A 25,729-nucleotide genomic window follows, 5' to 3' on the forward strand; every position below is an offset into this window, starting at 1 on the left:
AATCAGGCAGTCGAACACGCATTGCCTCTGCCAGATTGGACCTGATATCGGGAGAGTGAAGAAACACTCTCATTTTCATCATCTTTTCAAATAGGGAAACACTCAGTTGAACGCTCGGATCGCATTGTTGCCAGGAGATGGAATCGGCCCTGAAGTCGTGAGTCAGGCCAAATTGGTTCTGGATCTGGTTGCGAGGAAATACGGACATCAATTTGAATTTTCCGAACATCCGATCGGCGGAAACGCAATCGACGACTTTGGGGATCCACTTCCTCAAGCCACTCTGGACGCTTGCCGTCAATCAGACGCAGTGTTGCTGGGTGCCGTCGGGGGTCCGAAATGGGACGATCCGAACGCCAAAACACGTCCGGAAGCCGGCTTGCTGAAAATCCGTAAAGAACTCGGGTTGTTCGCAAATTTGCGGCCGATTAAAGCTCTCGAATGCCTCGTCGACGCCTCCCCTTTGAAGCGGGAAGTTGTGCAGGGAACAGACATCCTTTTCGTTCGAGAACTGACCGGCGGCATCTACTTCGGTGAGTCCGGTCTGAAGAAGAACGACGATGGAAGCGAAACCGCCTTCAGCACAATGACCTACTCGACTCACGAAATTGAACGTGTTGTTCGAGTGGCAGCCAAGGCTGCTCAAGGTCGCGGTGGTCGCGTGACATCCGTCGACAAAGCCAACGTTCTGGAAGTTTCCCGTCTATGGCGAAGAACGGCAGAGCGAGTCATCAAGACCGAGTTTCCTGATGTGAAATTCGATACAGTTCTGGTCGACGCGATGGCAATGCACTTGATTTCCAAGCCAACTGCTTTTGACGTGGTCGTGACCAGCAACCTGTTCGGTGACATCCTCACCGATGAAGGATCGATGTTGCCGGGATCAATGGGATTGCTTCCGTCCGCCTCTGTTGGATCCGATGGTCCTGGACTCTACGAGCCAATTCACGGGACGGCACCAGATATCGCCGGACAGGGAATTGCCAATCCATTGGCCACAATTCTCGCATCCGCAATGCTGTTGCGTCATTCGCTGAAGCTGGAGGAAGAAGCCACAGCAATCGAAGCAGCGGTTCAGAAAGTCCTCGATGCCGGGTTCCGCACGAAGGACATTGCCCCGAAAGGGACACCAAGTATCGGGACTGTAGAAATGGGCCAGAAAGTTCTGGCAGCGTTGGCTTAACGCCACTCATGGAGCGTTCCCGATTCCTGTCGGGAACGCTCCATGTTTCTCAATGATGTGAATGGGAGGTCTGTCATGGTGCGTCTGATCGCATGTCTTGCATTATTGGTGTTCGCAGGATGCAAGCCTGCATCTGAAGGAAAATCCCTGCCGGACCGCCCAAGTTCTGGCACTTTCACCACTGAGTCAGCTGTTCCCGAATCTGCCTCCGCATCGAATCCAGTCGATGGAATCCAGGTCAAAATCGCCAATTGGGAAGAGACACTCGCACTCGTCGAACAGAACAAGGGGAAGGTCGTTGTTGTCGACGTCTGGGCAACCTATTGCCCCCCTTGTATCGCGGAGTTTCCGAATCTGATTCGGCTCCATCGAGAGTTTGGAGACAGGATTGCCTGCATTTCAGTTTCTCTCGATTATGAGGGAATTGCAGATGAACCGGTGGAGTCGTATCTGCCCAAAGTAGAGAAGTTTCTGGTTAAGAACGAGGCAGACATCCACAATATTCTGCTGTCTGACAGCTCAGACGTCTTCTTCAAGGAAAAGGTCGATCAGCAGTCGATCCCAATTGTGCTTGTCTTCGATCAACACGGACAACTGGCTGGCCAGTTTCCAGACGTGGAGAACCCGGAAGAATTTACCTATCAGGATCAGATCATTCCGCTAGTCGAAAAGCTGATGAAGTGACCTGAGTCACTTCCAGTTCCTTCTGTGAATATCCGATCACACCATTCTGGTAGTGCCAATCCAAACACACTGTGAGGTGCGAGCCTGACGTGGCAGGGTCCATGATAACTGATGAAGAAACGATGGTCCCGCAAGGGGAGAGGCGAGCAGACGAGCAATGTTCAATTGACGAACAGTGCTCGAACATCGCTGCACGACTGCTGATTCCGACAGATTCAGTGTTGGAAAAGGCCCTTCCCCCCGGCCCGGAGGTGACACCGACACTTTGGGGACGGGTGAAGAGTTGCCTGAACCTGAAGCATTGGCTGAACACCATCCTTCACCTGGACGACTCGCCTCATTCGATCGCACTCGGAACAGCAATCGGAGTCTTTGTCGGGATCACGCCAACCGGCGGCTTCCAGATGGCGCTCGTCCTGCTGATCGCATTCTGCACGAAGAAATTCTTCCGATTTAACCGCATCGCTGGGTTAATTGGCGTTTATATCTCGAACCCGCTGACCACAATTCCACTGTGTTGGTATTCTTACCGGATCGGAACACTATTCTATCCAAACAAGACGACCTGGTTGGAATTCAAGGAGATGTTTCATTTCGCCAGCATCAGCGACAGTTGTTCATCACTTAAACTGATCATTGTAAACGTGGGGCTTCCACTCGCTGTCGGCTCTGTCATTCTCGGGGCAATCTTTGCCATCGTCAGCTACCCCGTCGTTCTCTATCTGGCGAGTTCCATTCAAAAGCGACGGAAGGAGAACGTCCAGTTCTCCAAACCACTTTCTGACGCCATCGCCTCGAGTTGATCAGCAGTTCTCAATGAGCACTCTGCAAGTACTGGAATTCCATTCCAGATGAATTCCGGCGTGCAGAGTTGAAAGTCCCGTAAAAAGCAAGAAGATGCAGCGATTCTGCAGTTTTTCAACTTGCTTCAGGCGATCTTTTCCATGGCGCATATTCAGTCCGACTACCTGGAAGTCCGGTACACCAAAGACAAGGGACGCGGCGTTTTCGCCAAGAAAGATATCCCGGAAGGGACACCGTTCGAGCGTGTGCCACTGATCATCGTCACCTGGGACAAGATCGTTGAATCCGAGCTTGGATACTACGCCTACTGTTGGTCGGAAACCAAGGCGGCGCTCGCAATGGGCTACGGTTCGCTTTACAACCACAGTTTCAAGCCGAACGCGTACTACGAAGATATCGGGCGTCAAACGAAAGTTTTCACCGCCTATCGCGACATCAAAGCGGGTGAAGAAGTCACCATCAACTACAACGGCGATCCGGAAGATCAATCCAACGATCTCGGTTTCGAAGTGATCGACTGAATTGCATCCTCCGAGAGTGTGGCATTCCGGCGGCGAGAAATGCAGCGTTTGAACGAGTGTGTGGCACCGATCGCCGCCACACACCTGAGACAGGGGCTCACCTCGTGTCACAGATCGTCCTGAAGCCTCTCCTGACAGCCACAGATAAGTGAGAGAGAGGCTTGGACCTGAGGCGAATCAGTATCCGTCACGTTCATCGACTTGCCGACTTCGCGGTCGGCAGACGTCAGTGACTGTGCTGAACTGAAATCGTTCGCCCTGTATTTCTGGCAGTGGTGACCTGAATCCCACACGCTTTTCCATCCAGCCAAACCCGCAAGCGACGAATCAATTCATAGGCTGCGGCTTCGCTGGGAGAAAACATGGCAATTGTTGGCCCCCAGGATGATTGAGCCATTCCGGTTTCTTCCACATTGGGGAACGTCTGCAGCAATTTCCGCATCAGCGGTGAGGCAAACACTCCCCCCTGAGTCGGTCCAAAAAACTCACCAACATGACATCCGAATTCGGAGAGCGCCGAAGCAAACGCGGAAAACTGCTTGAGTTGAAGTGCTGGAAGAATTTCCGTGAGCGCGAGACGGCACAGTCGTCCTGTTGTCGATTCGGGCATCGACCCTAATTGTCGGAACGCCTGAATCTCCAGAGATCCGTGGAGTCCTTTCGCATCGGCTGGTTGGAGGAGAACAACTCGCCATTCCGCAGGAAATTCCACCCGGGCAGCGAGGTCTCCCAAAGAGCCGTCTCCAGAATGCCCAGCATCGATTAAAAAGCCACCCGTTTCATACCCGTTCAATCCAATGGCAGACCGATCGCCTCGAGCGGCACCAAGGGCGAGGCTTGGAAACTCAACTGATTCGCCATTCAAAATCATCAGCGATTCGAGCATCGCCATCGCCAACTGCGTCCCGGAGCCAAGACCTGAATGCGCGACGATCTCCTCGGAAAGATCAATCTGAACTGGCCGATTCAACTGAGGATGCTGCTGAAGTAATCGAGCAAGGATTGAATCAGCACGAGTGGAAGCTATTCCGTACTTGTGGCGTGGAATTGGGGAGGTCGCCGTCAGTTCCACCCCGGGCTTTTCGATCATCATCCCCACCCCTCCGAATTGTCGCCCGGATGCAGGTAGGTATGAAAGCGGTCCGAAATGGAGCCGGGATCCCGTACGGATTGAAACTGAGGCTGGCAAGTTCATTGAGTGCTGGACGGAGTGGCCGATCTAAACATGAATGCGTATCAATGCGAGTGAATTTTGTCGAAGATCGCTGAGGAACGCAATTCGAGGCAACACGTTCCTCACTGAGAAGGAGGAACCACCGGCGGAACTCTCAACTTACGTAGCGATTTAGTCAGCCAGCGATCCAACTGGTTGGCGAACGCCTGCTTCTCCTTCGCCCCGTAACTTTTCGGTCCACCCGAAATTTCGCCGCTCGCCCGGAGTTCATCGAGCAGATCACGGACCGCCAGACGCTCGCCGATCGTCTGCCTGTCGTAGAGATGCCCGCGGGGGTCGAGTGCTTCCCCTCCTTTCGCAACGACATTGGCAGCGAGGGGGATGTCAGCGGTGATGACCAGATCGCCTGGCTGAAGTAATTCCACGATTTTCTGGTCTGCGACATTGGCTCCAGAGCCGACGAGCAGAGTATTGAGAAACTCAGATCGCGGAGGGTGCATCGGCTGGTTTGCGACGAGTGTCATGCTCACCTGTCGGCGAACAGCGGTTCGAAACAGGATTTCCTTGGCGTCACCCGGGCAGGCATCAGCATCAATCCAGATTTGCATATATAGTAGATTTGTCTTGGGAGGAAAAGGATCAATTCTTCACTGCCGGTCACCACTCTTCTGGCTCACGAAATTCTACCGGGAAAGACCTCCCCTGTCTCTGGTTTCTCTCGTAAACCTATACGATCCAGAAGAGATCGCCCCGTAAAAAATCTCCACTTCCTTAAACGACTGAACTACTAAATATGCAGTAGAGAATTCGAACGTGAATGGATGGCAAAACATCACAAAATTCTCAAAAAACCGATTGGAGTGGGAATGTGATGTTGGAATTCTGTTGATCACTCTTTACCGTGCAATTTCAACGCTTTTATTACCCGCTGGATTTGTCTGCTCCTCACGGAAACGAGGAGAAATGGCATTCTCGCCGGATCACTTCTTGAAAATTCGTTAGAAGTTCAGCCGATGGATCATGACCTCCCCCTCATCACAACGATCGCATCGGCATTCTTTTTCGCTTGGCTGTTTGGTTTATTAACCCAGTGGATGCGTCTCTCCCCCATCGTCGGGTATCTGATCGCAGGTGTCGTGATTGGCCCGTATACTCCGGGCATTATCGCGGACGTGGCGTTGGCGCATCAGCTTGCGGAAATTGGTGTGATCCTGCTGATGTTTGGAGTGGGCCTACATTTTCACCTAAAAGATTTGATGGCCGTTAAAGGGGTGGCCATCCCCGGGGCGGTCGGACAAGTTCTCGTTGCGACTCTTGCTTCGGTCTTCATCTTCTATGAGATGGGGATGCCGGTAAAAGAAGCTGTCGTCGTCGGCCTCGCACTCTCCGTTGCGAGTACCGTGGTGCTGATGCGGGTGCTGATGGATGCCAACGTGATTCACGCTCCGGAAGGGCACGTTTCAGTTGGATGGTTGCTTGTTGAAGACTTACTGACAGTGATTGTGTTGGTCATCATTCCGGCAGTCGGGGTGGCTGCAGGGGGAGGTGATGCACATGGACACGAAGCGGCGACAGAGGCAGTTCACCCGCTGATTCCGATTGGAATCGCGTTGTTGAAACTGGTGATCCTCGGGGTAATCGTCATGGTGCTGGGGATGCGTCTGATTCCCTGGGCACTGGAAAAGGTTGCTCGTCTTCGCTCTCGCGAACTGTTCACTCTCACAGTTCTCGTTTTCTCAGTGGCCGTCGCTGCCGGAGCCTATTGGGCCTTCGGAGCATCCATGGCATTGGGAGCGTTTCTGGCAGGGATGATGGTCGCACAATCTCCAGTGAGTCATCAGGCAGCTGCGGATGCGTTGCCGTTGCGTGACGCTTTTGCGGTGATCTTTTTCGTCTCGGTGGGCATGGTGTTCAACCCGATTTTCCTGATTGAACAACCACTCATGATCCTCGCCGCTTTGTTCATCATTCTCGTGATCAAGCCTTTGGCGGCATTGTTGATTGTGGCTGTTCTGGGATGGTCGATCCGTACCGCACTGACTGTCGCAATTGCTCTCTCGCAGGTCGGGGAATTCTCCTTCATTCTGTCGGACGTTGCTGCTCGATTCGGATTGATGTCAGAAGCGTCGCATAGCGTGCTCGTCGCTGCTGCGATTCTCACAATCACAATTAACCCTCTCATCTTCCGATTCGTGCCTGATATTGAGAACTGGCTGCGTCGCAGACCGAAATTGTGGCGAATTCTCAATTACCGCACCGATCAACGCATGCGTCGCGCAAACCTCAATGTCTCACAGGAAATCGCGTCGCAGGCGCCAGAAACTCGACTCGCCGTCGTCATCGGTTATGGACCGGTCGGACGATCCGTCAATCACATGCTTCGCGAAGCGGGGCTGCAAACTGTGATTATCGACATGAACATGGACGCTGTGACGGAAACGAATCGGAACGGTCAGCTCGCAGTCTATGGGGACGGTTCCCGGGAGGCTGTGCTCGAAAAGGCTGGAGTTGGACGAGCTTCACATCTGGTTGTCACGCTGCCTCAGTCATCAGACATCAGCACGATTATTCACGCTGCCCGCAGCCTGAATCCTAAAATTCGTGTTTTGGTTCGTGCCCGATACCTGCAGGACCGCGTTCATCTGGAAGAGGCTGGCGCATCAGCTGCCGTGTTTGAAGAAGGAGAAGCAGCTGTCGCGTTGTCGCGCCTCGTTCTCGCCGACTTTGGGGCAAGCCGCGAGGTGGTCGAGAAGACGGTTCGTGAACTCCGACTCCGCTTGCTGTTGGAAAATGTCTCCAATCTCAGCCAGCAACGTGTTGATCAATTGATGGTTCCATGGCCAAGAGTGAAGCGACTGGGCACGAACACTCCAATTGAAAGCGTGCGAGCTCAAATTTCGCAGGAACATTTCTCCCGCTGGCCAGTTGTTGAATCCAACGGCGAAGTGATTGGATATTTGCTTGCGAAAGATCTGGTCGGACTCACAAGCTCGGGGACATCATGGACTGAACTTGTTCGGCCCATTTGCAAAGTCAGTGTCGACATGGATGTTCATTCCTTGCTGACGCAACTGCAATCGGAAGGACTTTCAGTCTGTCTGGTTGAAAGCCTCAACCGCCCTGTCGGGCTGATCACGATTGAAGATATTCTCGAACAGGTTGTGGGGCGAATCGAGGATGAGTATCCGCGACGTCCAGAAGTCTCCGTGCCAGATGCACTGCGACGTGGGGCGATCAAACTGGACTTGTCTTCTGACAATGCTCACGACGTGATCTTTGAATTGGCGGGGATCATTCCGCGCGGAGCAGTCCCTGATGATTCGCACATCGCCTCACTGGCGATTGCCCGCGAGCATGAGATCTCGACAGATGTCGGAATGGGAATTGCCATCCCTCACGCAAACTGTCCGGGGCTTGAGCGACCAGTGATTGCCTTCGGGATCAGTCGCGAGGGTGTGTCGTTCAATACGCATTCTTCGGAGCCTGTCCGGTTTGTATTCCTGTTAGTTACACCGGAAGAACATCCGGAAATGCGAGTGGTCCTCTTGAGCAAGATTGCCCGAGCCGTTGGGACAGTCGAGCAGCGAGAGGCATTGCTCGAAGCAACATCCGAAACGGACGTCATCGACATTATCACCAGATAGTCGATCTCGACTGCGAACACGCCCAAAAATACTCATTTTCCGGGCGTGGTGATCGAATAAAAAGAGCACGACCAATCAAGGTCGTGCTCTTCCGTTTTATACGAGACAGTTTGTCGCGCTGGTTGAGGAGGCGATGAATGCCCTCTCCATTACATGTCGTAATACATTGCGAATTCCCACGGATGAGGGCGTTCTCGCAGTGCATCAACTTCGTGCTTTTCTTTGTACCAGATCCAGGTGTCGATCACGTCCTCTGTAAAGACGTCTCCTCGCAACAAGAAATCGTTGTCCTTACGCAAAGCCTGAAGCGCCTCTTCCAGCGACACTGGAACCTTGGGATACTCGGAGAGTTCTTCAGGCGTCAAATCGTAGATGTCTCTGTCGAGCGGATCGCCCGGGTCAATGCGATTTTGAATCCCATCGATCGCCGCCATCAGCACCGCTGACATTGCCAGATACGGATTGCAGGTCGGGTCTGGGAATCGGTACTCGAACCTCTTGGTATCCACAGAAGATGTTTGTGCAGGAATTCGTACTGCTGCAGAACGATTTCGATAGCTGTAAGTCAGGTTGACTGGAGCATCGAATCCGGGGACAAGCCGCTTATAGCTGTTGGTCGTCGGACAACAAAACGCTGCCAGTGCGGGGGTGTGTTTAAGAATTCCGCCCATTGCGTAGATCGCTAATTCGCTCAACCCTCCGTAACCGGAGCCCGCAAACAAGGTTTGCCCATGCTTCCAAAGCGAGAAATGCATGTGCAGCCCGGAACCGTTTTCATTCCAGACAGGTTTGGGCATGAACGTCGCTGTTTTTCCATGCCGGGCGGCGACATTTCGAGCGATGTACTTGAACCGCAACATGCTGTCAGCGGCGTGTAGCAGCGAGGAATATTTCAGATCGAGCTCACATTGACCTGCTGTAGCGACTTCGTGGTGTTGGCCTTCGATCTCAACACCGCATGCCAGACATGTCAGCATGATTTCCGTGCGAAGATCCTGCAGCGTATCGGCCGGCGGGAGTGCAAAATACCCTTCGCGACGCCGAATTCGGGCTCCCTGATTCTGGGTTCCCTGACTTCTTCCGCGATTCCAATCTCCCTCGATACTATCGATGTGGTAGTAAGATTCGTGTTCGTTGTAATCGAAACGAATGTCGTCAAAGACAAAGAACTCGGGCTCCAGTCCGAAATTGGCGAGATCTGCGATTCCCGTCAATCGCATGTACGCTTCCGCTTTCCTCGCCACATTTCGAGGATCACGAGGATAATCAGTGCGAGTGATGGGATCCTGAACGTTACATGTCATCGACAGAGTCGACTTCATGAACGGGTCGATCATTGCAGTTTCGGCCTGTGGGACGACGAGCATGTCACTTTCGTTGATGGACTGCCATCCCCGAATCGACGACCCATCAAACGTCATCCCGTCTTCAAAACTTCGTTCCGTCAGGACCTGAGAAGGAATTGTGAAGTGCTTCTGAGTTCCGGGAAAATCCATAAACCGCAGGTCAATGGCCTGAATTTCGTTCTGGCGGCAGAGCGCCAGTACTTCCCGAGGAGTCATATCAAATGTCCTGAGTCTCAATGATGTCTTCAAGTCAGCGCCCCACCGGCTCGTTGTAGCGCCGGCCAAATGGGGTCTCAGCTATTCTGACTAGTCATCGGCTCCGCCGCTAGCTCCTTTGATCAGGTCTTTGGATTCGACCAACTTCCCTTTGATTTCGTCGAGAACCTCAGGATTCTCCTCCAGATATGTTCTCGCCTTTTCACGGCCCTGCCCCAGCCGGGTTTCTCCGTAGTTGAACCACGCTCCGCTCTTCTGAACGATGTTGACCGCAGTGGCCATGTCCAGAATATCACCCTCCATGCTGATTCCTCTGGTCCCCAGCATGTCAAATTCCGCAACACGGAATGGAGGAGCCACTTTGTTCTTCACGACCTTCGCCTTCATGCGAATTCCGATCGTTTCATCCCCATCCTTCAAGGTCGCAATACGGCGAATGTCCAGCCGACAGGAACTATAAAACTTCAGCGCACGTCCCCCGGGAGTCGTTTCCGGGCTACCAAACATCACACCAATTTTTTCACGGATCTGATTGATAAAGATGACGGTCGTTTTTGCTTTCGCGATCACCCCGGTCAGTTTTCGCATCGCCTGACTCATCATGCGAGCCTGCAGACCGACGTGCTTGTCGCCGATTTCGCCATCAAGCTCTGCCTTGGGGACAAGTGCAGCCACAGAGTCAATGACGATGATGTCCACAGCATTGGATTTGATCAGCATTTCTGCGATCTGGAGGCCTTCTTCACCATAGCTCGGCTGGCTGACAAGCAGTTCCTCCAGATTCACTCCGAGACGCTTGGCCCAAGCAGGATCCAACGCGTGCTCCGCATCGATAAATGCAGCGATTCCACCCGCTTTCTGTGCGTTCGCAACGGCGTGGAGAGCCAAGGTCGTTTTACCGCTCGATTCAGGCCCGAAAAGCTCGATGATTCGACCTCGTGGAAGTCCGGAGCCACCGAGACAAAGGTCCAACGAGAATGAACCGGTGGAAATTCCATCAACGGAGGCTGCCGGTTGGTCCGACAACCTCATGATGGAACCTTCGCCGAAGCTCTTCTGAATTTGCCCAAGTGCATTCTGGAGAACGCCATTGGATTCTTTTGAGCTGGATGAATCCGATTTCTTCGCGATCTTTGCCTTGGCCATGATTCTGCATTTCTCCAAAACGTTCGTTGGCCTGAATGCCCTTGTTCAACAGTGTACTCGAAGACAAATTCCTTGCCCCGAAATACTGAACATCAGAACACAACTATAACAATGAACCAGTTCAATTCAATGTTAAAAGAAGACAAGGAAATTGACGTTCCATTTCCTACTTTCTCCTTCGCTGGAATCACATACCGCAGCGATTTCCGAGCCACAGTTGCCCGAAAATCCCACGCATTTCCCCAAAACTCTCTATTTCATTTCGAAGTCAATCGACTTGCTTTCCCCCGTAACCTCAGCTGAGAACCCGCTGGTTGTGCCACTACGATACTTTTGAGGAATATTTGGCATATCCTTCGGGACGAGGGCGGGTGTCGCTTTCGCCATCGCTTTCTCGATTTTTGCCGGAGAAATGGACACCTGATAGGTCGCTGCAGGGAGTGGACGAAGGGTTTCGTAGGTTCCGTCAGGATTGATAGGTGCTGTTCCACCAACACTCTTCTCCGGACTGTAAAAATTGACGCTCCCTTCTTCGACAGCCACCCCTTTGTAAGTGACTTTCCCCGTCACTTTGACCCCCTCAATGCTGTCTCCACCTCCACCGCATCCTAGTGCGAAAAGAGAAAAGCAGAGAACTGGAACCGCCCAACGGCGACCATCACTTAATCCGAGTCTATTGTTCATGATGAAGGGTTCTGTCTTCTGAGTATTGGATTCACCGCAAATCGCGGAGTGAATGCCGGTTGCAAAATATCCTCCAGTCGACGCATTTCTATTGGTCGCCTGGAGGCAATCGTCGCTCACTGTATTGCAGAAATTTCGCTTGAATTTCGCTTGTGAGTATTTTGGCTGCCGACGACTCGACAAATACGGTGCTCACATGGCTTGCCAGAAATTCGACATTTCTCAAATCACAAAAATGTGGAGAGATGCGGGGCTCGATGGACACGACAAATTTCGCCTCACCTCGGAATGATGTGCGGAAAACCGAGGGATCGCCATGCACAGTCACGCCGTTCACGCCACTGCATTAGAATTCACCGATAACTTTTCCATCGGCGCGGCCGGCGAGTGCTTTGGCCGTCCCCATATCAGTGTTTGATGACAGGAAACGAACCGCACCGTCACACAAGAGGATGTGGATTCCACCAACATGAGCCGAAACGAGTAACGTGTTGCAATTCGCTTCGCCGGAAGAATTTGGCTGTGTTCCATCGCGGGAGGCGAGACTGTATCGCAGCGTTGTTCGACCATAACAGCGTGAATCCGAGTCCCAGACGTTCGAATTTGGATCCCCGATAAACGACCCGTTCCCTGCCCCTGAGGATCGAGGATCCATGTTGTTGCCCGCCCCGTCTTTCACGAAGTCGGACTGCTCGCCAACCATAAATGTGTTGGACGAACCATCGGTGATGTCTTTAAATCCGATTTTGGAATTCTGGAAGAAGATTCCGCCCGCTGATGCAATTCCACTGCTGCTTGCTGTCGCCCGTGCTCCTTGATCCAAATCTGAGCCAGCAATGAACACATAACTTGCCATGACGATATTAAACCCGTTCGGTGATGCTGAATTCGGCAAAACGCTACTTGGGCAGAGCATGTATGCTGGCTTGAGCCCATTGAGAACCGGGCCATTTGGCATTCCCGGCCCATTCCCACTCACTGGCCAGTTGTCTGGATGCCCAATCCATGACCAACCGTCTGTAAAGACGAGTTGATTGTAGGCGGCAGCCTGGTCTGCGTTAGGAAGGATCGACGCCCACGGATTTGTTGAATGATATGAACAAACCGAGCCGGGAGGGAAGGTGTTGAACGCATCGTGGTAGTTGTGCATTGCCAGTCCAATTTGCTTCAAATTGTTTTTACACTGGCTTCGCCTTGCAGCCTCTCGAGCCTGTTGAACGGCAGGGAGCAGAAGTGCGATTAAAACTGCGATAATTGCAATGACAACAAGGAGTTCAATCAATGTGAAGCCGCGATAATTTCGAGTCGCGGTCAAGTTTTTCTGGCGCATTGGGGTTGGATTCTCGGTCTTGGGGCTATCGCTAATGGGAGGACGAAACACGAACAAAGCACACGTTCGAGCGATTTCAATCGCCACTGCATACATTGCATTCGATATTATCCGTAGCGTATTATGCAAAACGTGAATTAATATTCAAGCATATGTGGATCTCTCTTCGCTGCGTTGTGCGCAGATGCGGACAGATCGAGCTAGTGCCTCTGACGAGGGTGGGAATTACATCACATCTGCCGTCGCTGAATATCTTTGTTCCCAGCGGACAGTTGAGCATGCGGCACGCCTGAGATAGACTCCCAGATCTGCCGAGACTGGGCTCAGTTCTGGTGAACCTCGAATCATCGGGTTTGTCATGGAGAACGTGGCACCTCTGCCCGTCCAGAAGACGCAGATGAAATCGATGGACAATTGGGTTTCGAATTGCCCACCTGAACTGCTCAGGTGCGGTTTCGGCGAATCGGAAGGCCGCCTACCGCAGGCCTTTCCTGAAAAGTGTGAATTTATGAGACATATTCTCTCTGCACTCGTGATGAACCAGCCTGGCGTGTTGGCTCATATCTCAGGCATGCTTGCATCACGTGCATTCAACATTGACAGCCTGGCAGTTGGTCCGACTGAAAACGCTGAGTTTTCTCGCATGACATTCGTCGTGACCGGCAGCAGCCAGGAATTGAATCAGGTTCGTAAGCAACTTGAAAAGATCGTGACTGTCGTCAAGGTCGTCGACTACCTCGAAGAGGAGCATGTCGAACGTGACCTGATGCTGATCAAGGTTCGCACTGAAAGTGTTCTAGTGCGCAGCCAGTTGAAAGAACTCGTCGACATTTTCCGAGGTCGGATCGTCGACGTTTCAGCGGATCATGTCATGATCGAGATCTCCGGGCAGGAGCGGAAAGTCGAAGCCTTTATCGACGCTGTTCGCCCATTCGGCATTCTCGAAATGGCACGAACAGGTCGGATTGCACTGGCCCGTACGTTGACCATGTCGGCGAATGCTGAAGTGCTTGACCCAACACTGCAGGCTGAGGCGAGATAATCTCGTCGGATGAGTATCGGTGTTGATGCCAGGTTCACACTTGGAGCGAGCACCGGAGAATTCAACGTGTCCGCGCGAATCGCTGGTAGGCGCGGGGCTCAATACAGGTGGCGACCACCTGTTCGAGTCAACCTATTCAACCACCAAACCCAAACACTTTTTCCTGAAGGCTCACTTACAATGCCCGTCACGATTTATTACGACGATGATGCAGACCTGTCCCTCCTCAAAGGGAAAACCATTGCGATTCTGGGATACGGCAGCCAGGGGCATGCTCAGGCTCAGAACCTCCGCGACAGTGGCTGCGAAGTCATCATCGGGCAGCGTCCAGGTAGCCCTAACTACGACCTCGCTGTCAGCCACGGCTTCAAGCCTGTTTCAGCTGCTGATGCTGCAAAAGCTGGCGATCTGATCAACATTCTTCTCCCAGACGAAGTTCAGGGAGACGTTTTCCGCAATGACGTTCTGCCGAACCTGAAGCCAGGCAATCTGCTGCTCTGCTCACACGGTTTCAACATTCACTTCGGCCAGATCACTCCACCAGCTGGCGTTGACGCAGGTCTGGTCGCTCCAAAGGGGCCTGGTCACCTCGTCCGCAGCGAATACGTCAAAGGGGGCGGTGTCCCTGGTCTCATCGCGATGTACCCAGGTGCATCTGAGTCGGCTAAAAAACTGGCTCTCGCTTACGCAAAAGGGATCGGTGCAACTCGCGGTGGTGTGATCGAAACAACCTTCGCTGAAGAAACTGAAACCGACCTCTTCGGTGAGCAGGCTGTTCTGTGCGGGGGCGTCAGCGCTCTCGTCAAAGCCGGCTTCGAAACACTGGTTGAAGCTGGTTACCAGCCAGAAATGGCATACTTCGAGTGTATGCACGAACTCAAGCTGATCGTTGACCTGTTCTATCAGGGCGGTCTGAATTACATGCGTTACAGCGTGTCGAACACAGCTGAGTACGGCGACTACTCAACAGGACCACGCATCGTTACCGAAGAAACAAAGAAGGTGATGAAGCAAGTTCTTCTTGAGATCCAGAACGGAACATTCGCCCGTAACTGGTTGCTCGAGAACAAAGTCAATCAGGCTGGCTTCAAAGCGATTCGCCGCCGTGAGCGCGAGCACCAGATCGAGCAGGTTGGTCGCGAACTCCGCAGCATGATGACCTGGATTGATTCCAAAGAAGTGTAATCCCGGTCAATTGACCGAGGTTTCACCCTGAACCACTGCGAGCCGGAAGCCCATGTTTCCGGCTCGCTTTATTTTTTCAGGGGAGCATTGGAATTGCATAAATGTCGTGACAGGAGAGTATTGAAAACCAGATTGACTTCATAGAATCGAACCCCCCTTGAATCGAATCCCATCGAGCAATGAGTGAATTGAAAGATGATTGATAACCTCGCCGACAAACGTGTCACTGTGATGGGATTGGGGCTTTTCGGCGGAGGAGTCGGGGTCGTCAACTTTCTCCTATCCAAAGGTGCGCTGGTGACAGTGACAGACCTTCGGACAGCTGAAGCATTGGAATCTTCATTGCAGATGATTCCTGTCGACAAGCTCGAGAAAACGACCTTTGGAGAACATCAGGATCAGGATTTTTTGAATGCTGATCTGATCGTCGTCAGCCCTGCTGTTCCGGCTGGAGAGAACCGCTTCCTCCAACTCGCTCGCGATAGGGGGATTCCTCTCACAAGCGAAATCGCCCTTTTCTGGAGCAACTGCGCAGCGAAGAAGATTGTTGTTACAGGGACCGTCGGTAAATCGACGACAGCCTTGCTGATTCATACGTTCCTCGTGAATGCTGGAATCAGATCAACGGTTGGAGGGAATCTCGGAGGCTCGTTACTTCACCGCGTTTCAGAGATGACATCGGATGAGTACGTAGTACTCGAACTCAGCAGTTTTCAATTGGCGGCACTGGCAGAACTCAAGATTCAGCCGGACGTGAGCGTGGTAACAAACTTCGCTCCAAACCACATTGACTGGCATCAAACGCTGGACCATTACCGAGAGTCGAAACAGGAAGCCATCTGCTGGCAATCTGCCGAGCAAATAGCAGTGCTGAACGCCGACGATCCAGACTCTTCGCTGTGGCCAACCGATGCCCGGGTAGTCTGGTTCGGAAAGGAAGTCTGGCAGGATCGCAACGGCGTCAAGATTAACGAAGACAACATTATCGTTCGTTCCAATGTCGGCGCGTGGAAGATTGCGGAGACAGATCTCGCTCCGTGGTTACGAAATGAACACGGAATGGCGAACGTGGCAGCAGCCTTGGGTGCGGTAACAGTGGGGCTTGAAATCTCGCTGGAGAAGTTCGGAGACATGCTGTCGAAAGTCCAGGGACTTGACCATCGCTTCGAAAGACTTGAGAGCGTCCAGGGGCGAGACCTCATCAACGACTCCAAAGCGACAACCCCCGAATCCACACTGGCCGCACTGAACAATAAAGCCATTACGACTCCTTTGATTTTAATCGCCGGCGGCAAGGATAAAGGGATTGATCTCGATGCACTGGCGAAAAGGATTGCAGAGAGAGCAAAAGCGGTCGCATTGATTGGCGAAACCGCAGGACATTTGAAAGATATGATTCTGGAGTATGCCCGGGGGACGTCCCTCAATGCAGAGAGTGTCCGGGTACTCGCGTCGCTGCCTGAGGCATTCGACTGGGCATGGGGAGAATCCCGTGAGGGGGACACGATTCTGCTCTCCCCAGCTTGTGCCAGTCACGGAGAATTCACGAACTACGAACAGCGAGGAAGATGCTTCGTGGAATGTGCAGCGAAATTGCGTGGATAAGACATTTCGCTCGGACGCTTGGTCGTTCAGTAGTGCCCGACACATTGTGATGGCACCCATTCCTTGATCAACACGCTACTTCCGCGGAGCAGTGGCTTGACTCAAGTGATTTCGGTAAATCTGTCGACCCCGAAAGGGATGTCGACGGCAACTCGACCGATTCCCGTAAGTTGCGAGTTCGTTTATGGGTGACTATTCTCAGAGCGCCCCTGAACGCTCAATCAATGAAGAGTTGAAGCAATTGCAACGGGATTGATTGATACTGAAATTGTGAGCGGTTCGGACAAATTCCGATCGAACCATCATCTGTTTGTGTCTTGAAGAGGAAGAATTTCAATGGACCATGTGAACGGGAAGCTCAACCGAAAACTGAAGATGGGTCTTGTTGGAGGGGGACAGGGTTCATTTATTGGTCGCGTGCACAACATCGCTGCGATTCTCGACAATCGCGCTGAACTGATCGCCGGAGCACTTTCCTCCAATGCAGAGCGATCCAAAGCATCCGCTCCTTTTTACGACATCAAACCTGATCGTGCATACGGCTCCTACATCGAGATGCTGGATGAAGAAGCGAAGCGTCCTGAAGGAGATCGCATCGACTTCGTGACAGTTGCAACTCCAAACCACATGCACTTTCCGGTCGCCAAAGCTGCGATCGAACGTGGTGTCAACGTCATGTGCGATAAGCCAGTCACCTTCACACTCGAAGAGGCTGAAGAGCTGGCCAAGCTTATCGAAAAGCACAAGGTTGTGTTTGCTGTAACTCACAACTACACCGGCTACCCGCTGGTGCGTCAGGCTCGTGAAATGATCCTGAACGGAGAACTCGGGGAAGTTCAGGCGATTCGGAGCAGCTACATTCAAGGTTGGTTGCGAACTCGACTTGAAACAGAAGATTCAAAGCAGGCAGGTTGGCGTACAGATCCCACGAAATCAGGCATCGCGGGAGCATTCGGTGACATTGCGACACACGCCTACAACCTTGTCCGTTACACCACCGGTTTGCTGCCAGAAGAAGTCTCCTGCACACTGAAAATTTTCGAACCAGGTCGCCAGCTGGATGACTATGGTCACGCTGTGATCAAGTTTGCGAATGGTGGACTGGGAACCGTCACTGCCAGCCAGATTTCGCATGGTCGCGAGAACGATCTTTCGATTGATATCGACGGCACCAAAGCTGCGATTTCGTGGCGACAGGAAGAGCCTAACCACATGTATGTTCGTCGGAATGGCGAACCGTGGCAGGTTTATACCCGCAATCCAGGGGCACCGTTCACATCTCCATTATCGGCTGCGTCGTCACGCTTGCCGGGTGGGCATCCGGAGGCGTTTTTTGAGGCTTTCGCGAATGTGTACCGGTTTGCGTATGATGCCATGATTCAGCGAGCAACCGGAGAATCGTTTGAGTCCCTCAACACGATCTACCCAAATATTTATGACGGCATTGATGGAATGAACTTCATTCAGCAGTGCGTCGCCAGCAGCCAGCAGAATTCCGGATGGGTCCCGCTGAAGCATGAAGCCTGCCGAAAATAAGCGTCGACAGAGCTTACTTTCATTCTAAAATGATCGTCCTCCCTTGCCCTGAAGAAGAGCTGGGAGGATGTTTCATTTTGTGTCGTTGCGGGATAGAACGTCCAGTCCTGAAGAACGGTCTGAGAGGTGCCAGCGATGGTGTGTTCAGCCATGTCGAAATTGGTCGCTCAGCTCTTTTTCAGTAATTGTAGGTCCAATTCAAGATGACGAATGTCCCCCCTGATGACGAGACCGGTAAGCCCGGTGATGAAGAGGATCAGACTGTGCAAGGACAGGTGCGGCACAGTCACCTGAGCGCTCGGGTTCCAGATGAAATTGGAACAGGAGTGTTCAGCAATGGCGTGATGATTCTGACTGGGCCTTTCGAAATCGTTCTCGACTTCGTGCTCCGGATGGGTGAACAACAGCGAGTCACCGCGCGCGTTGTCATGCCTCATTTGGTCTGTCAGCAGTTTGTCGTGGCGCTGCAGGACAACATCGTCAACTATGAAATGCGGTTTGGCCCATTGGCTCCGATTCCCAAGTTACTCCCCGAACCCGAAGTTGAGTCGAGCGATCAGCCTCGCTCAGAAACTGACACGGGGATTTCTGGAGAATTGCCCGCATTCCATCCTGAAAATCTGCCGGAACAGCATCCCTCTCCGCCGCCGATCGAGGAAATCTACGACGACCTCAAACTGCCGGATCGAATGTTGAGTGGACGCTATGCCAATGGAGTGCTGATTCGTCACTCAGCTACTGAATTCTGTTTTGACTTCATCACGAATCTGTATCCACGTTCGGCGGTTTCCAATCGAGTCTACTTGAGTGTGCCTCATATTGCCCCCTTCTTAAAATCTCTAACCCGTGCCTTACAACCTCCCGGTCCTCAGGCGTAAGCGATTCTGATCCGACAACTTCCATAGCAATCAGGCTGAATCATAAGATGGCTGAAGTGGCGCGAGAAATTCGGATCGGGATTGTCACCGTGTCAGATCGGGCAAGTCGAGGCGAATATGCAGACCGCGGTGGACCGGCAATTCTCGAATATTTTCAGCAGGTCCTCACGTCAGCCTGGGTTCCTGTCAGCAGAGTCATCTCCGATGATCAGGAACTCATCGAGAAAACGCTCGTCGAACTCAGCGATGAACAGGGTTGCTGCCTGATTGTCACGACAGGTGGCACAGGTCCCGCCCTTCGCGATGTCACCCCAGAGGCAACCGAAGCGGTCTGCTTAAAAGTGCTTCCCGGGTTTGGTGAGCTGATGCGATCTGTCTCACTCACCAAAGTCCCCACGGCGATCTTGTCTCGCCAAACCGCTGGAGTTCGCGGGAACTCCTTGATTATTAACCTGCCCGGTCAGCCGAAGGCCATTGCAGAGTGCCTCGATGCAGTGATGCCCGCGGTTCCTTACTGCATTGACCTGATCGAGGGTCCTTTTCTTGAGACCAGTGCGGAACGCATCACTGCTTTTCGGCCAAAGAAGTAGGCAAGCAATCTGCTGCCACATCAGCTTGCCGGTTTTATGTGCAAGATTTGCAATGAGTTGCGGGATTTAGCGTCACTCATTTGTAGGTTTTACACGTGTCGAAATTGACCTGGCGCTTTTGTGAAACTGTTCCATTCCGGCAGATATTGCCGCATTTCAAGGTCTTGGGTATAGTCCCGCCGTTAAGACCAGCAGATCTTGCCGGTTTTGGTCCAGCCCTTGCTGTGACAAGGTTGTGGGTAGGTCAGCACGGAATCGCTAGCTACTCGTTACTTTCCAACATCCCTTCATCTGGTTAGTTGAGTGCATGGAAGCAATAGCCAAAAGAGTCGGGGCATTTCTTGCCCTTTGTCTCCTGACCACTGCTGCTCAGGCTGCAACGTACAAAACAGCGAATTTCGTTGTCACGGCCACGTCGGATGATGTCGCTCGCCGGGTTGCAAACTGCGCCGAATACTGGCGGAATGAGCTTGCAATCCAGTGGCTGGGCAAGGCACTTCCCAACAACTGGTCTCACCCCTGCCCGATCACCGTACAGGTGACGAACGGCGGCGCCGGCGGACAGACCACCTTCACCTTTGAAAATGGTGAAGTCTACGGTTGGAAGATGCAGGTGGAAGGTTCTCTCGAGCGAATCCTCGATTCCGTGATTCCGCACGAAGTCAATCACACCATCTTTGCATCGCATTTCCGTCGCCCCATGCCACGCTGGGCGGATGAAGGGGCAGCTTCGCTGATTGAACACGAATCGGAACAGGCCCAACAGATTCATCGCCTCAACCGTGTGATGAACACACCCAAACAAATTCCACTGAAGGATCTGCTTGCAATTCGTGAATACCCTGCCGATATGCAGGACGTGTTGACGCTGTATGCAGAAGGATTCTCACTGGCATCGTTTCTGGTTGGACTTCGCGGTGAGGACGGACGCCGCGTCTACATGAACTTTCTTGAAGACGCTCACAGAAACGGTTGGGAAGCAGCGATCAAACGGAACTACGGTTACGAAAGCGTCGCACAACTCGAGCAGTACTGGTCGAAATGGATTCTGGCTGGCTCGCCTCCACTGCAGCCAATTGGAACCAGCATCGCAAGCAACGAAACTCCTGCTACAGAAGCGACAGCACGCGTTGCCGTTGCCGCTCATCAGGCTGATCTGACTGATGCACCTCTGGCGAATTACGGTGAGAACAACAATGTTGTCATCCGTTCACAAAGTCCTCAAGAAGAGACACCTGTCAAAGCCACCTCTTCTCGTCTGAGTCCTGACCCTCTCCCTGCGATTCAGCGACCATTGCGAAGCGTCCGCCAAACTGAACTTTCCGCGATGTCCAATGAGAAAGTTGCTCAGGCTTCACAAAACGAATCTGGTAGCTCTGAAGGAGAAGATTTCCGTCCGCGAATGCTGAGAGATAAATCAGCACCGGACTCTGGTCGCCCCGCAAATCTCTCTCCGACGACTGAAGTGATCAACGTCAATCCAAAATCCTCTTCGTACGCGTTTCCAGAAGCTCGCCGGCAGTAAATTTGCCGGTGCCACTCCAAATTCTGTACAATACGGAACGATCTCCCGGCAGTTCCCAGTCAAACCAGTTCGCGTTGATCGGACCGGTTGACCTGCGAGGCTGAATGCGGTTCAATCGAGAATAGGTCAAACGCATTACGTTTTGCCGATCATTTACGCTCGATTGTCCAAGGAGTTCTTCATGTCCGTTGCATCCGCCCCCAAGTCGACGTACGCCCCACCCCGAGTCCGTCGAACTCAATTGCTCATTGACGGGAAGTGGCAGGACTCTGTCAGCGGCGAAACGTTCGCTACATTCCACCCAGCGACCGAAGAGAAGATTGCTGATGTCGCTCGTGCGAACGAAAAGGATGTCGACCTAGCGGTGATGGCTGCTCGTCGAGCCTTTGAGACCGGTCCTTGGTCCAAGATGGATGCCCGAGACCGCGGACGCTTAATGTACCGGCTGGCTGATCTCCTCGAAGAGAATATCGAAGAACTCGCAGCCCTGGAAACACTCGACAACGGTAAGCCGATTCTCGATGCCCTCAACGGTGACTTACCCGGAGTCATTGACTGCATTCGTTATTACGCCGGTTGGGCGGACAAACTGTCGGGCGATACCATCCCGATCCGCGGAAATTACTTCTGCTACTCGCGTCGCGAACCTGTCGGCGTCGTCGGCCAGATTATCCCGTGGAACTTCCCTGCTCTGATGGTGGCATGGAAGTGGGGACCAGCTCTTGCCTGTGGCTGCACGATCGTCATGAAGCCAGCAGAACAGACTCCATTGAGCTGCTTACGCATGGCAGAACTGGCGATGGAAGCCGGAATTCCAGCAGGCGTGATCAATATCGTCACAGGATTCGGCGACGCGGGGGCTGCATTGGTTCGGCATCCGGAAGTCGACAAAATCGCGTTCACTGGCTCAACAGAAACCGGTCAGATCATCATGCGAGAGTCGGCTGCAACTCTCAAACGATTGACGTTCGAACTCGGTGGCAAGAGCCCGAATATCGTCTTTGATGATGCAGACATTGAGTCGGCGATTAACGGAGCCGAATTCGGCCTGTTCTTTAATCAGGGGCAGTGTTGCTGTGCGGGGAGCCGCCTGTTCGTCGAAAAGTCCATTCACAAAGATTTTGTGAAGGAGCTGACAAATCGCGCCCAGCAGCGAAAGCTCGGAAATCCGTTCGATGCTGCGACGACTCAGGGACCACAGATTGATGGTGATCAGTTCAACAAGATCATGGACTACATCGATCGAGGAAAGAAGCAAGGTGCCGACTGTGTGACGGGCGGAAATCGATTTGGTGACAAAGGCTTCTTTATCGAGCCGACCATCTTCGACAACGTGAAGGATCACATGGACATTGCCACCGACGAAATCTTTGGCCCGGTTCTCAGCGTCTTCCCGTTCAATGACATCGACGAAGTGGTTGCCCGAGGAAACAAAACCAACTACGGTCTGGCTGCAGCGATCTGGACGAAAGATGTCAGCAAGGCTCACCGCGTCGCGGCCGCCTTGCGGGCAGGGACCGTCTGGGTGAACTGCTACGACGTCTTCGATGCCGCTGCTCCATTCGGTGGCTTCAAACACTCCGGAATCGGAAGAGAACTCGGCGAAGCAGCACTGGCCAACTACACGGAGCACAAGACCGTGACAATGAATCTGGGATAGTCGCTCTCTGCAAGAGAGCAGCGATCTTCTTCTTCGATTCGCAAAACCAAAAGGCAGGTAACTTGAGTGTTGCCTGCCTTTTCGTTTGTTCTACGGATGTAGCTCCGGCGTCCAGAAGTTCCTCGTTGTGGACATCTCCCCTTTCTATATCGTTCGCATCCCCAAGTTCACGCCCGCACCTGCAGTTGTCGTCAACATTTCAACATTTGGATTCGAGCAGTGTTGGGGTTATAGTGACCGGTAAGTCAGACCAGTGATTCCTCTGACCGTGCCATTTGTCCTTTCGTCCTTGTCCAACGATCACATTCAGGAAGGCTGACGATGCGTCGAAAACTGTTGACTGCTGGTGTAGCTGCCATGCTCTTTTCAGCTCCGTTGTTGGCAGAAGACTGGCCACAATGGCGTGGAAAAGACCGCGACGCCAAAGCCGTTGATCCCGGCCTGAAGTTGGACTGGGAAAAGAAAGCCCCCGAACACCTGTGGACGATCGACGGGATGGGCCAGGGTTATGCGAGCATGTCGATCGTCAACGATCGTCTGTACACAACGGGGAATACCGCTGAGGGACAGAAGGTTGTTTGCGTCGACCTCCCCAGCCAGAAAGTCGTCTGGTCTACTCCGATGACAAGCAAGGCGCCAGAGCACGGTTACGAAGGCTCGCGCTGCACCCCGACGATCGATGGCGATCGCCTGTATGCAGTTGCCTCCGATGGGCAGATTTTCTGCATGAATACGGAAGATGGCAACGTCATCTGGAAGCACAGCTTCGAATCAGAATGGGACGGAAAGATGATGAGCGTGTGGGGATTCTCGGAATCTCCCCTCGTCGACGGTGACCGGGTCGTCTGCACTCCCGGTGGCGATCAGGCCATGATGGTCGCATTGGACAAGATGAGCGGCGATGTCATCTGGAAATCACCTTTCTCTTACAATGGAGAACGAGGAAAAGATGGAGCTGGCTATTCGTCCATCGTGATTTCCAATGCTGCTGGTGTGAAGCAGTATGTCCAGCTGATTGGCAGGGGCCTCATCGGCGTTCAGGCGAGCGACGGAAAATTCCTGTGGGTATACGACAAAGTCGCCAATGATGTCGCCAACATTCCTACTCCGATCTGCTTTGGAAATTTTGTTTTCGCGAGTAGCGGATACGGGACTGGAGCCGCCTTGCTGAAGATTTCGAAGGTCAGAAATGTTGTGAAGGCGGAAGAGGAATATTTCCTCGATGCGAAGACTTTCCAGAATCACCATGGCGGAATGGTTCAGTTTGGCGATTTCATCTACACCGGGCATCAGCACAACAAAGGATTCCCTCTCTGCCTGCATGTTCCTTCTGGAAAGGTCAGATGGGGTGGCAATATTCGCCCGGTTGGAGACGGCTCGGCGGCCATTACAGCAGTAAACGATCAGTTGATCTTCCGCTACCAGGATGGGACGTTGGCATTGATCAATGCAACCCCCAAAGCCTACCAGCTCAAGGGAACATTCAAGCCTGAGTATCAGGAGCGTGAGAGCTGGTCGCATCCTGTTGTGGTGAATGGCAAATTGTATCTGCGTGAGCAGGACAAGCTCATGTGCTATCAGTTGTGATCAACCAGCTGCTAACATTGACATCGGGTGACCGGAAGCCAGTGGTGAGTCCACTGGCTTCTTCTTTGAATCAAGTTGAAAGTGCGATCGATGAAACTGGAATACAGCCTCACAGCTGAGGATTTTCTGGCGTTCCAAAACTATTACCTCTCCACGGACAAGCGATATCGTCAATCGACAATTCGCGGAGCAGCACTCTGTTTTATCGTACTTTCAATTCTGCCCATCATGGCGCTGTTCGGCGGAGAGAAGCCTGCAATTGAAACAGCGAAGGAAATCTGGCCAATGCTGCTCGGCCCTTTCTTTGCTGTTCCAATTTATCTCTTCATGACGAAGCGAACAGTCCGTCGTCGACTTCGAGCAATGGCAGAGAGTGAAGAAGTTGCTGCTGTCTACAGTCCAAAATCCGTGACGACTTCTGCAGAAGGAATCTCCGGAACAGATGAGATCGGAACCGTAGTTTACAACTGGACAACATTAACACACCTCGCTGTCCGAGAGGGTCGAGTGCTCATGGTGTTCAACAACGGGAGTGGTTTAGTGCTTCCTGCAAATGCATTTCAAAACGACAATGAGCGACAGGCGTTCGTGGCGGAAATTCAGCAATTTTCGGGCATCGCAGCAGACTGAACACGTAGCGTCGTCGGTGTCACGATCTTGCTTCCATGTCAGATCAACATTTCCATTCATGATGCTTCTCACCCTGCTATACTAAATTTGGGTGCGAATTCCGCGGAAACGTTCTTGCTTCGGGAGTTGTGTTTTCGATGGCAAAATGCGATGGGTGTGGAGCGTCGATCGTTTTTGGGGGTGTCACGTTTAACGACCTCCGCTTTTGTAAGCAGGCTTGCCTCAAGAAGAACCGTGACAGCGTCATCATCAAATCTCTGGCTCGCGAGATCCCTCCCGAGGTGCTGGCCGAACAAGTCCAGCTGGTTTTTGAGGGAGACTGTCCGCGATGTGGCGGGTCCGGCCCAGTCGATTGCCACAAGTCGCATTGGGCGCTCTCTTACTTCCTCGGGTCGACCTATGGTAGCCAGACGCATGTTTGCTGCCCGTCATGCGCCAGAGTCTCGCGGCTGAAAAGTTTGGGCTACACTGTCTGTTTCGGCCTGTGGTGCTTTCCATGGGGGCTGCTCTTCACCCCACTGCAAATCGGTCGGAACATCTTCGACATGGTTTCATCTTCAAGAACAGAAGCTTCTGCTGATCTGGAAGAGTTTGTCCGATTGCAGCTAGCCGCTCAGCAGTTCATTCAAGTTTCCATGCAACAGGAGCAGGAAGAGCAGCAAAGGAAAGCCCTCAACAAAGGGAGTCTGAATTTTGAAGATTCAGGCGAAAGAACCTGAAACCCAATGAACAAGCCCGAACAAAGTTGATTGCTCGGGC

General features: G+C 52.7%; 22 protein-coding genes. 16 read left to right on the forward strand and 6 right to left on the reverse strand.

Annotated features, from left to right (window positions below):
• Window positions 1–106: 106 nt before the first annotated feature.
• From leuB to SH668x_RS15660, 4 genes are all read left to right on the forward strand, one after another.
• Window positions 107–1,183 (forward strand): 3-isopropylmalate dehydrogenase, encoded by a 1,077-nt coding sequence (gene leuB / locus SH668x_RS15645; protein WP_437186002.1) that lies wholly within the window; start codon window positions 107–109, stop codon window positions 1,181–1,183.
• A gap of 75 nt (window positions 1,184–1,258) precedes the next feature.
• Window positions 1,259–1,867 carry a TlpA family protein disulfide reductase gene (locus SH668x_RS15650; RefSeq protein WP_437186003.1) on the forward strand — a complete coding sequence of 203 codons (609 nt, stop codon included), beginning with the start codon at window positions 1,259–1,261 and terminating at the stop codon, window positions 1,865–1,867.
• 101 nt (window positions 1,868–1,968) lie between these two features.
• Window positions 1,969–2,670, forward strand: a complete 702-nt coding sequence (locus SH668x_RS15655; RefSeq protein ID WP_437186004.1) for a DUF2062 domain-containing protein — start codon at window positions 1,969–1,971, stop codon at window positions 2,668–2,670.
• Window positions 2,671–2,811: 141 nt separating this feature from the next.
• A complete protein-coding gene (locus SH668x_RS15660; RefSeq protein WP_437186005.1) occupies window positions 2,812–3,192 on the forward strand; it encodes an SET domain-containing protein in 381 nt (126 codons plus the stop codon).
• Window positions 3,193–3,418: 226 nt separating this feature from the next.
• Here the strand turns inward: SH668x_RS15660 and SH668x_RS15665 are convergent, their stop codons facing one another.
• Window positions 3,419–4,285 carry a GHMP family kinase ATP-binding protein gene (locus tag SH668x_RS15665; protein ID WP_437186006.1) on the reverse strand — a complete coding sequence of 289 codons (867 nt, stop codon included), beginning with the start codon at window positions 4,283–4,285 and terminating at the stop codon, window positions 3,419–3,421.
• Between the two features lie 203 nt (window positions 4,286–4,488).
• Entirely contained in the window at window positions 4,489–4,974 is a 486-nt protein-coding gene (locus tag SH668x_RS15670; protein ID WP_437186007.1) for a YaiI/YqxD family protein, read from the reverse strand.
• A gap of 405 nt (window positions 4,975–5,379) precedes the next feature.
• Here SH668x_RS15670 and SH668x_RS15675 point away from each other — a divergent pair, with 405 nt between their 5' ends.
• Window positions 5,380–8,010, forward strand: a complete 2,631-nt coding sequence (locus SH668x_RS15675; protein ID WP_437186008.1) for a cation:proton antiporter domain-containing protein — start codon at window positions 5,380–5,382, stop codon at window positions 8,008–8,010.
• A 149-nt stretch (window positions 8,011–8,159) separates the two neighbouring features.
• Here the strand turns inward: SH668x_RS15675 and glnA are convergent, their stop codons facing one another.
• From glnA to SH668x_RS15695, 4 genes are all read right to left on the reverse strand, one after another.
• A complete protein-coding gene (gene glnA / locus SH668x_RS15680; RefSeq protein ID WP_437186009.1) occupies window positions 8,160–9,572 on the reverse strand; it encodes a type I glutamate--ammonia ligase in 1,413 nt (470 codons plus the stop codon).
• A 90-nt stretch (window positions 9,573–9,662) separates the two neighbouring features.
• The gene (recA, locus tag SH668x_RS15685) at window positions 9,663–10,718 is read right to left on the reverse strand and encodes a recombinase RecA (protein WP_437186010.1); all 1,056 of its coding nucleotides are present in this window, start codon (window positions 10,716–10,718) and stop codon (window positions 9,663–9,665) included.
• A 252-nt stretch (window positions 10,719–10,970) separates the two neighbouring features.
• Window positions 10,971–11,402: a hypothetical protein gene (locus SH668x_RS15690; protein ID WP_437186011.1), complete on the reverse strand. Its 432-nt coding sequence runs from the start codon at window positions 11,400–11,402 to the stop codon at window positions 10,971–10,973.
• A 346-nt stretch (window positions 11,403–11,748) separates the two neighbouring features.
• On the reverse strand, window positions 11,749–12,732 hold the full coding sequence (locus SH668x_RS15695) for a DUF1559 family PulG-like putative transporter (RefSeq protein ID WP_437186012.1): 984 nt from the start codon (window positions 12,730–12,732) through the stop codon (window positions 11,749–11,751).
• A gap of 508 nt (window positions 12,733–13,240) precedes the next feature.
• Between SH668x_RS15695 and ilvN the strand changes: the two genes are divergently transcribed.
• The 11 genes from ilvN to SH668x_RS15750 all read left to right on the forward strand — a co-directional run bounded on the left by ilvN (window position 13,241) and on the right by SH668x_RS15750 (window position 25,689).
• Complete coding sequence (gene ilvN, locus SH668x_RS15700; RefSeq protein ID WP_437186013.1) at window positions 13,241–13,774, forward strand: acetolactate synthase small subunit; 534 nt, start codon at window positions 13,241–13,243, stop codon at window positions 13,772–13,774.
• Between the two features lie 180 nt (window positions 13,775–13,954).
• A complete protein-coding gene (ilvC, locus tag SH668x_RS15705; RefSeq protein WP_437186014.1) occupies window positions 13,955–14,959 on the forward strand; it encodes a ketol-acid reductoisomerase in 1,005 nt (334 codons plus the stop codon).
• Window positions 14,960–15,154: 195 nt separating this feature from the next.
• Window positions 15,155–16,564: a UDP-N-acetylmuramoyl-L-alanine--D-glutamate ligase gene (gene murD / locus SH668x_RS15710; protein ID WP_437186015.1), complete on the forward strand. Its 1,410-nt coding sequence runs from the start codon at window positions 15,155–15,157 to the stop codon at window positions 16,562–16,564.
• A gap of 336 nt (window positions 16,565–16,900) precedes the next feature.
• Window positions 16,901–18,100, forward strand: coding sequence for a Gfo/Idh/MocA family protein (locus SH668x_RS15715; RefSeq protein WP_437186016.1), 1,200 nt, complete (start codon window positions 16,901–16,903; stop codon window positions 18,098–18,100).
• 203 nt (window positions 18,101–18,303) lie between these two features.
• Window positions 18,304–18,978, forward strand: coding sequence for a DUF3467 domain-containing protein (locus SH668x_RS15720; protein ID WP_437186017.1), 675 nt, complete (start codon window positions 18,304–18,306; stop codon window positions 18,976–18,978).
• Between the two features lie 47 nt (window positions 18,979–19,025).
• Entirely contained in the window at window positions 19,026–19,568 is a 543-nt protein-coding gene (mog, locus tag SH668x_RS15725; protein WP_437186018.1) for a molybdopterin adenylyltransferase, read from the forward strand.
• 307 nt (window positions 19,569–19,875) lie between these two features.
• The gene (locus SH668x_RS15730) at window positions 19,876–21,093 is read left to right on the forward strand and encodes a hypothetical protein (protein WP_437186019.1); all 1,218 of its coding nucleotides are present in this window, start codon (window positions 19,876–19,878) and stop codon (window positions 21,091–21,093) included.
• A gap of 181 nt (window positions 21,094–21,274) precedes the next feature.
• On the forward strand, window positions 21,275–22,753 hold the full coding sequence (locus SH668x_RS15735; RefSeq protein WP_437186020.1) for an aldehyde dehydrogenase family protein: 1,479 nt from the start codon (window positions 21,275–21,277) through the stop codon (window positions 22,751–22,753).
• Window positions 22,754–23,074: 321 nt separating this feature from the next.
• Entirely contained in the window at window positions 23,075–24,340 is a 1,266-nt protein-coding gene (locus SH668x_RS15740; protein WP_437186021.1) for an outer membrane protein assembly factor BamB family protein, read from the forward strand.
• A 90-nt stretch (window positions 24,341–24,430) separates the two neighbouring features.
• On the forward strand, window positions 24,431–24,970 hold the full coding sequence (locus tag SH668x_RS15745; protein ID WP_437186022.1) for a hypothetical protein: 540 nt from the start codon (window positions 24,431–24,433) through the stop codon (window positions 24,968–24,970).
• 137 nt (window positions 24,971–25,107) lie between these two features.
• Complete coding sequence (locus SH668x_RS15750; protein ID WP_437186023.1) at window positions 25,108–25,689, forward strand: hypothetical protein; 582 nt, start codon at window positions 25,108–25,110, stop codon at window positions 25,687–25,689.
• Window positions 25,690–25,729: the final 40 nt, after the last annotated feature.

Origin of the sequence: Planctomicrobium mucosum (assembly GCF_051466335.1) — a bacterium.
Taxonomy (GTDB): Bacteria; Planctomycetota; Planctomycetia; order Planctomycetales; family Planctomycetaceae; genus Planctomicrobium.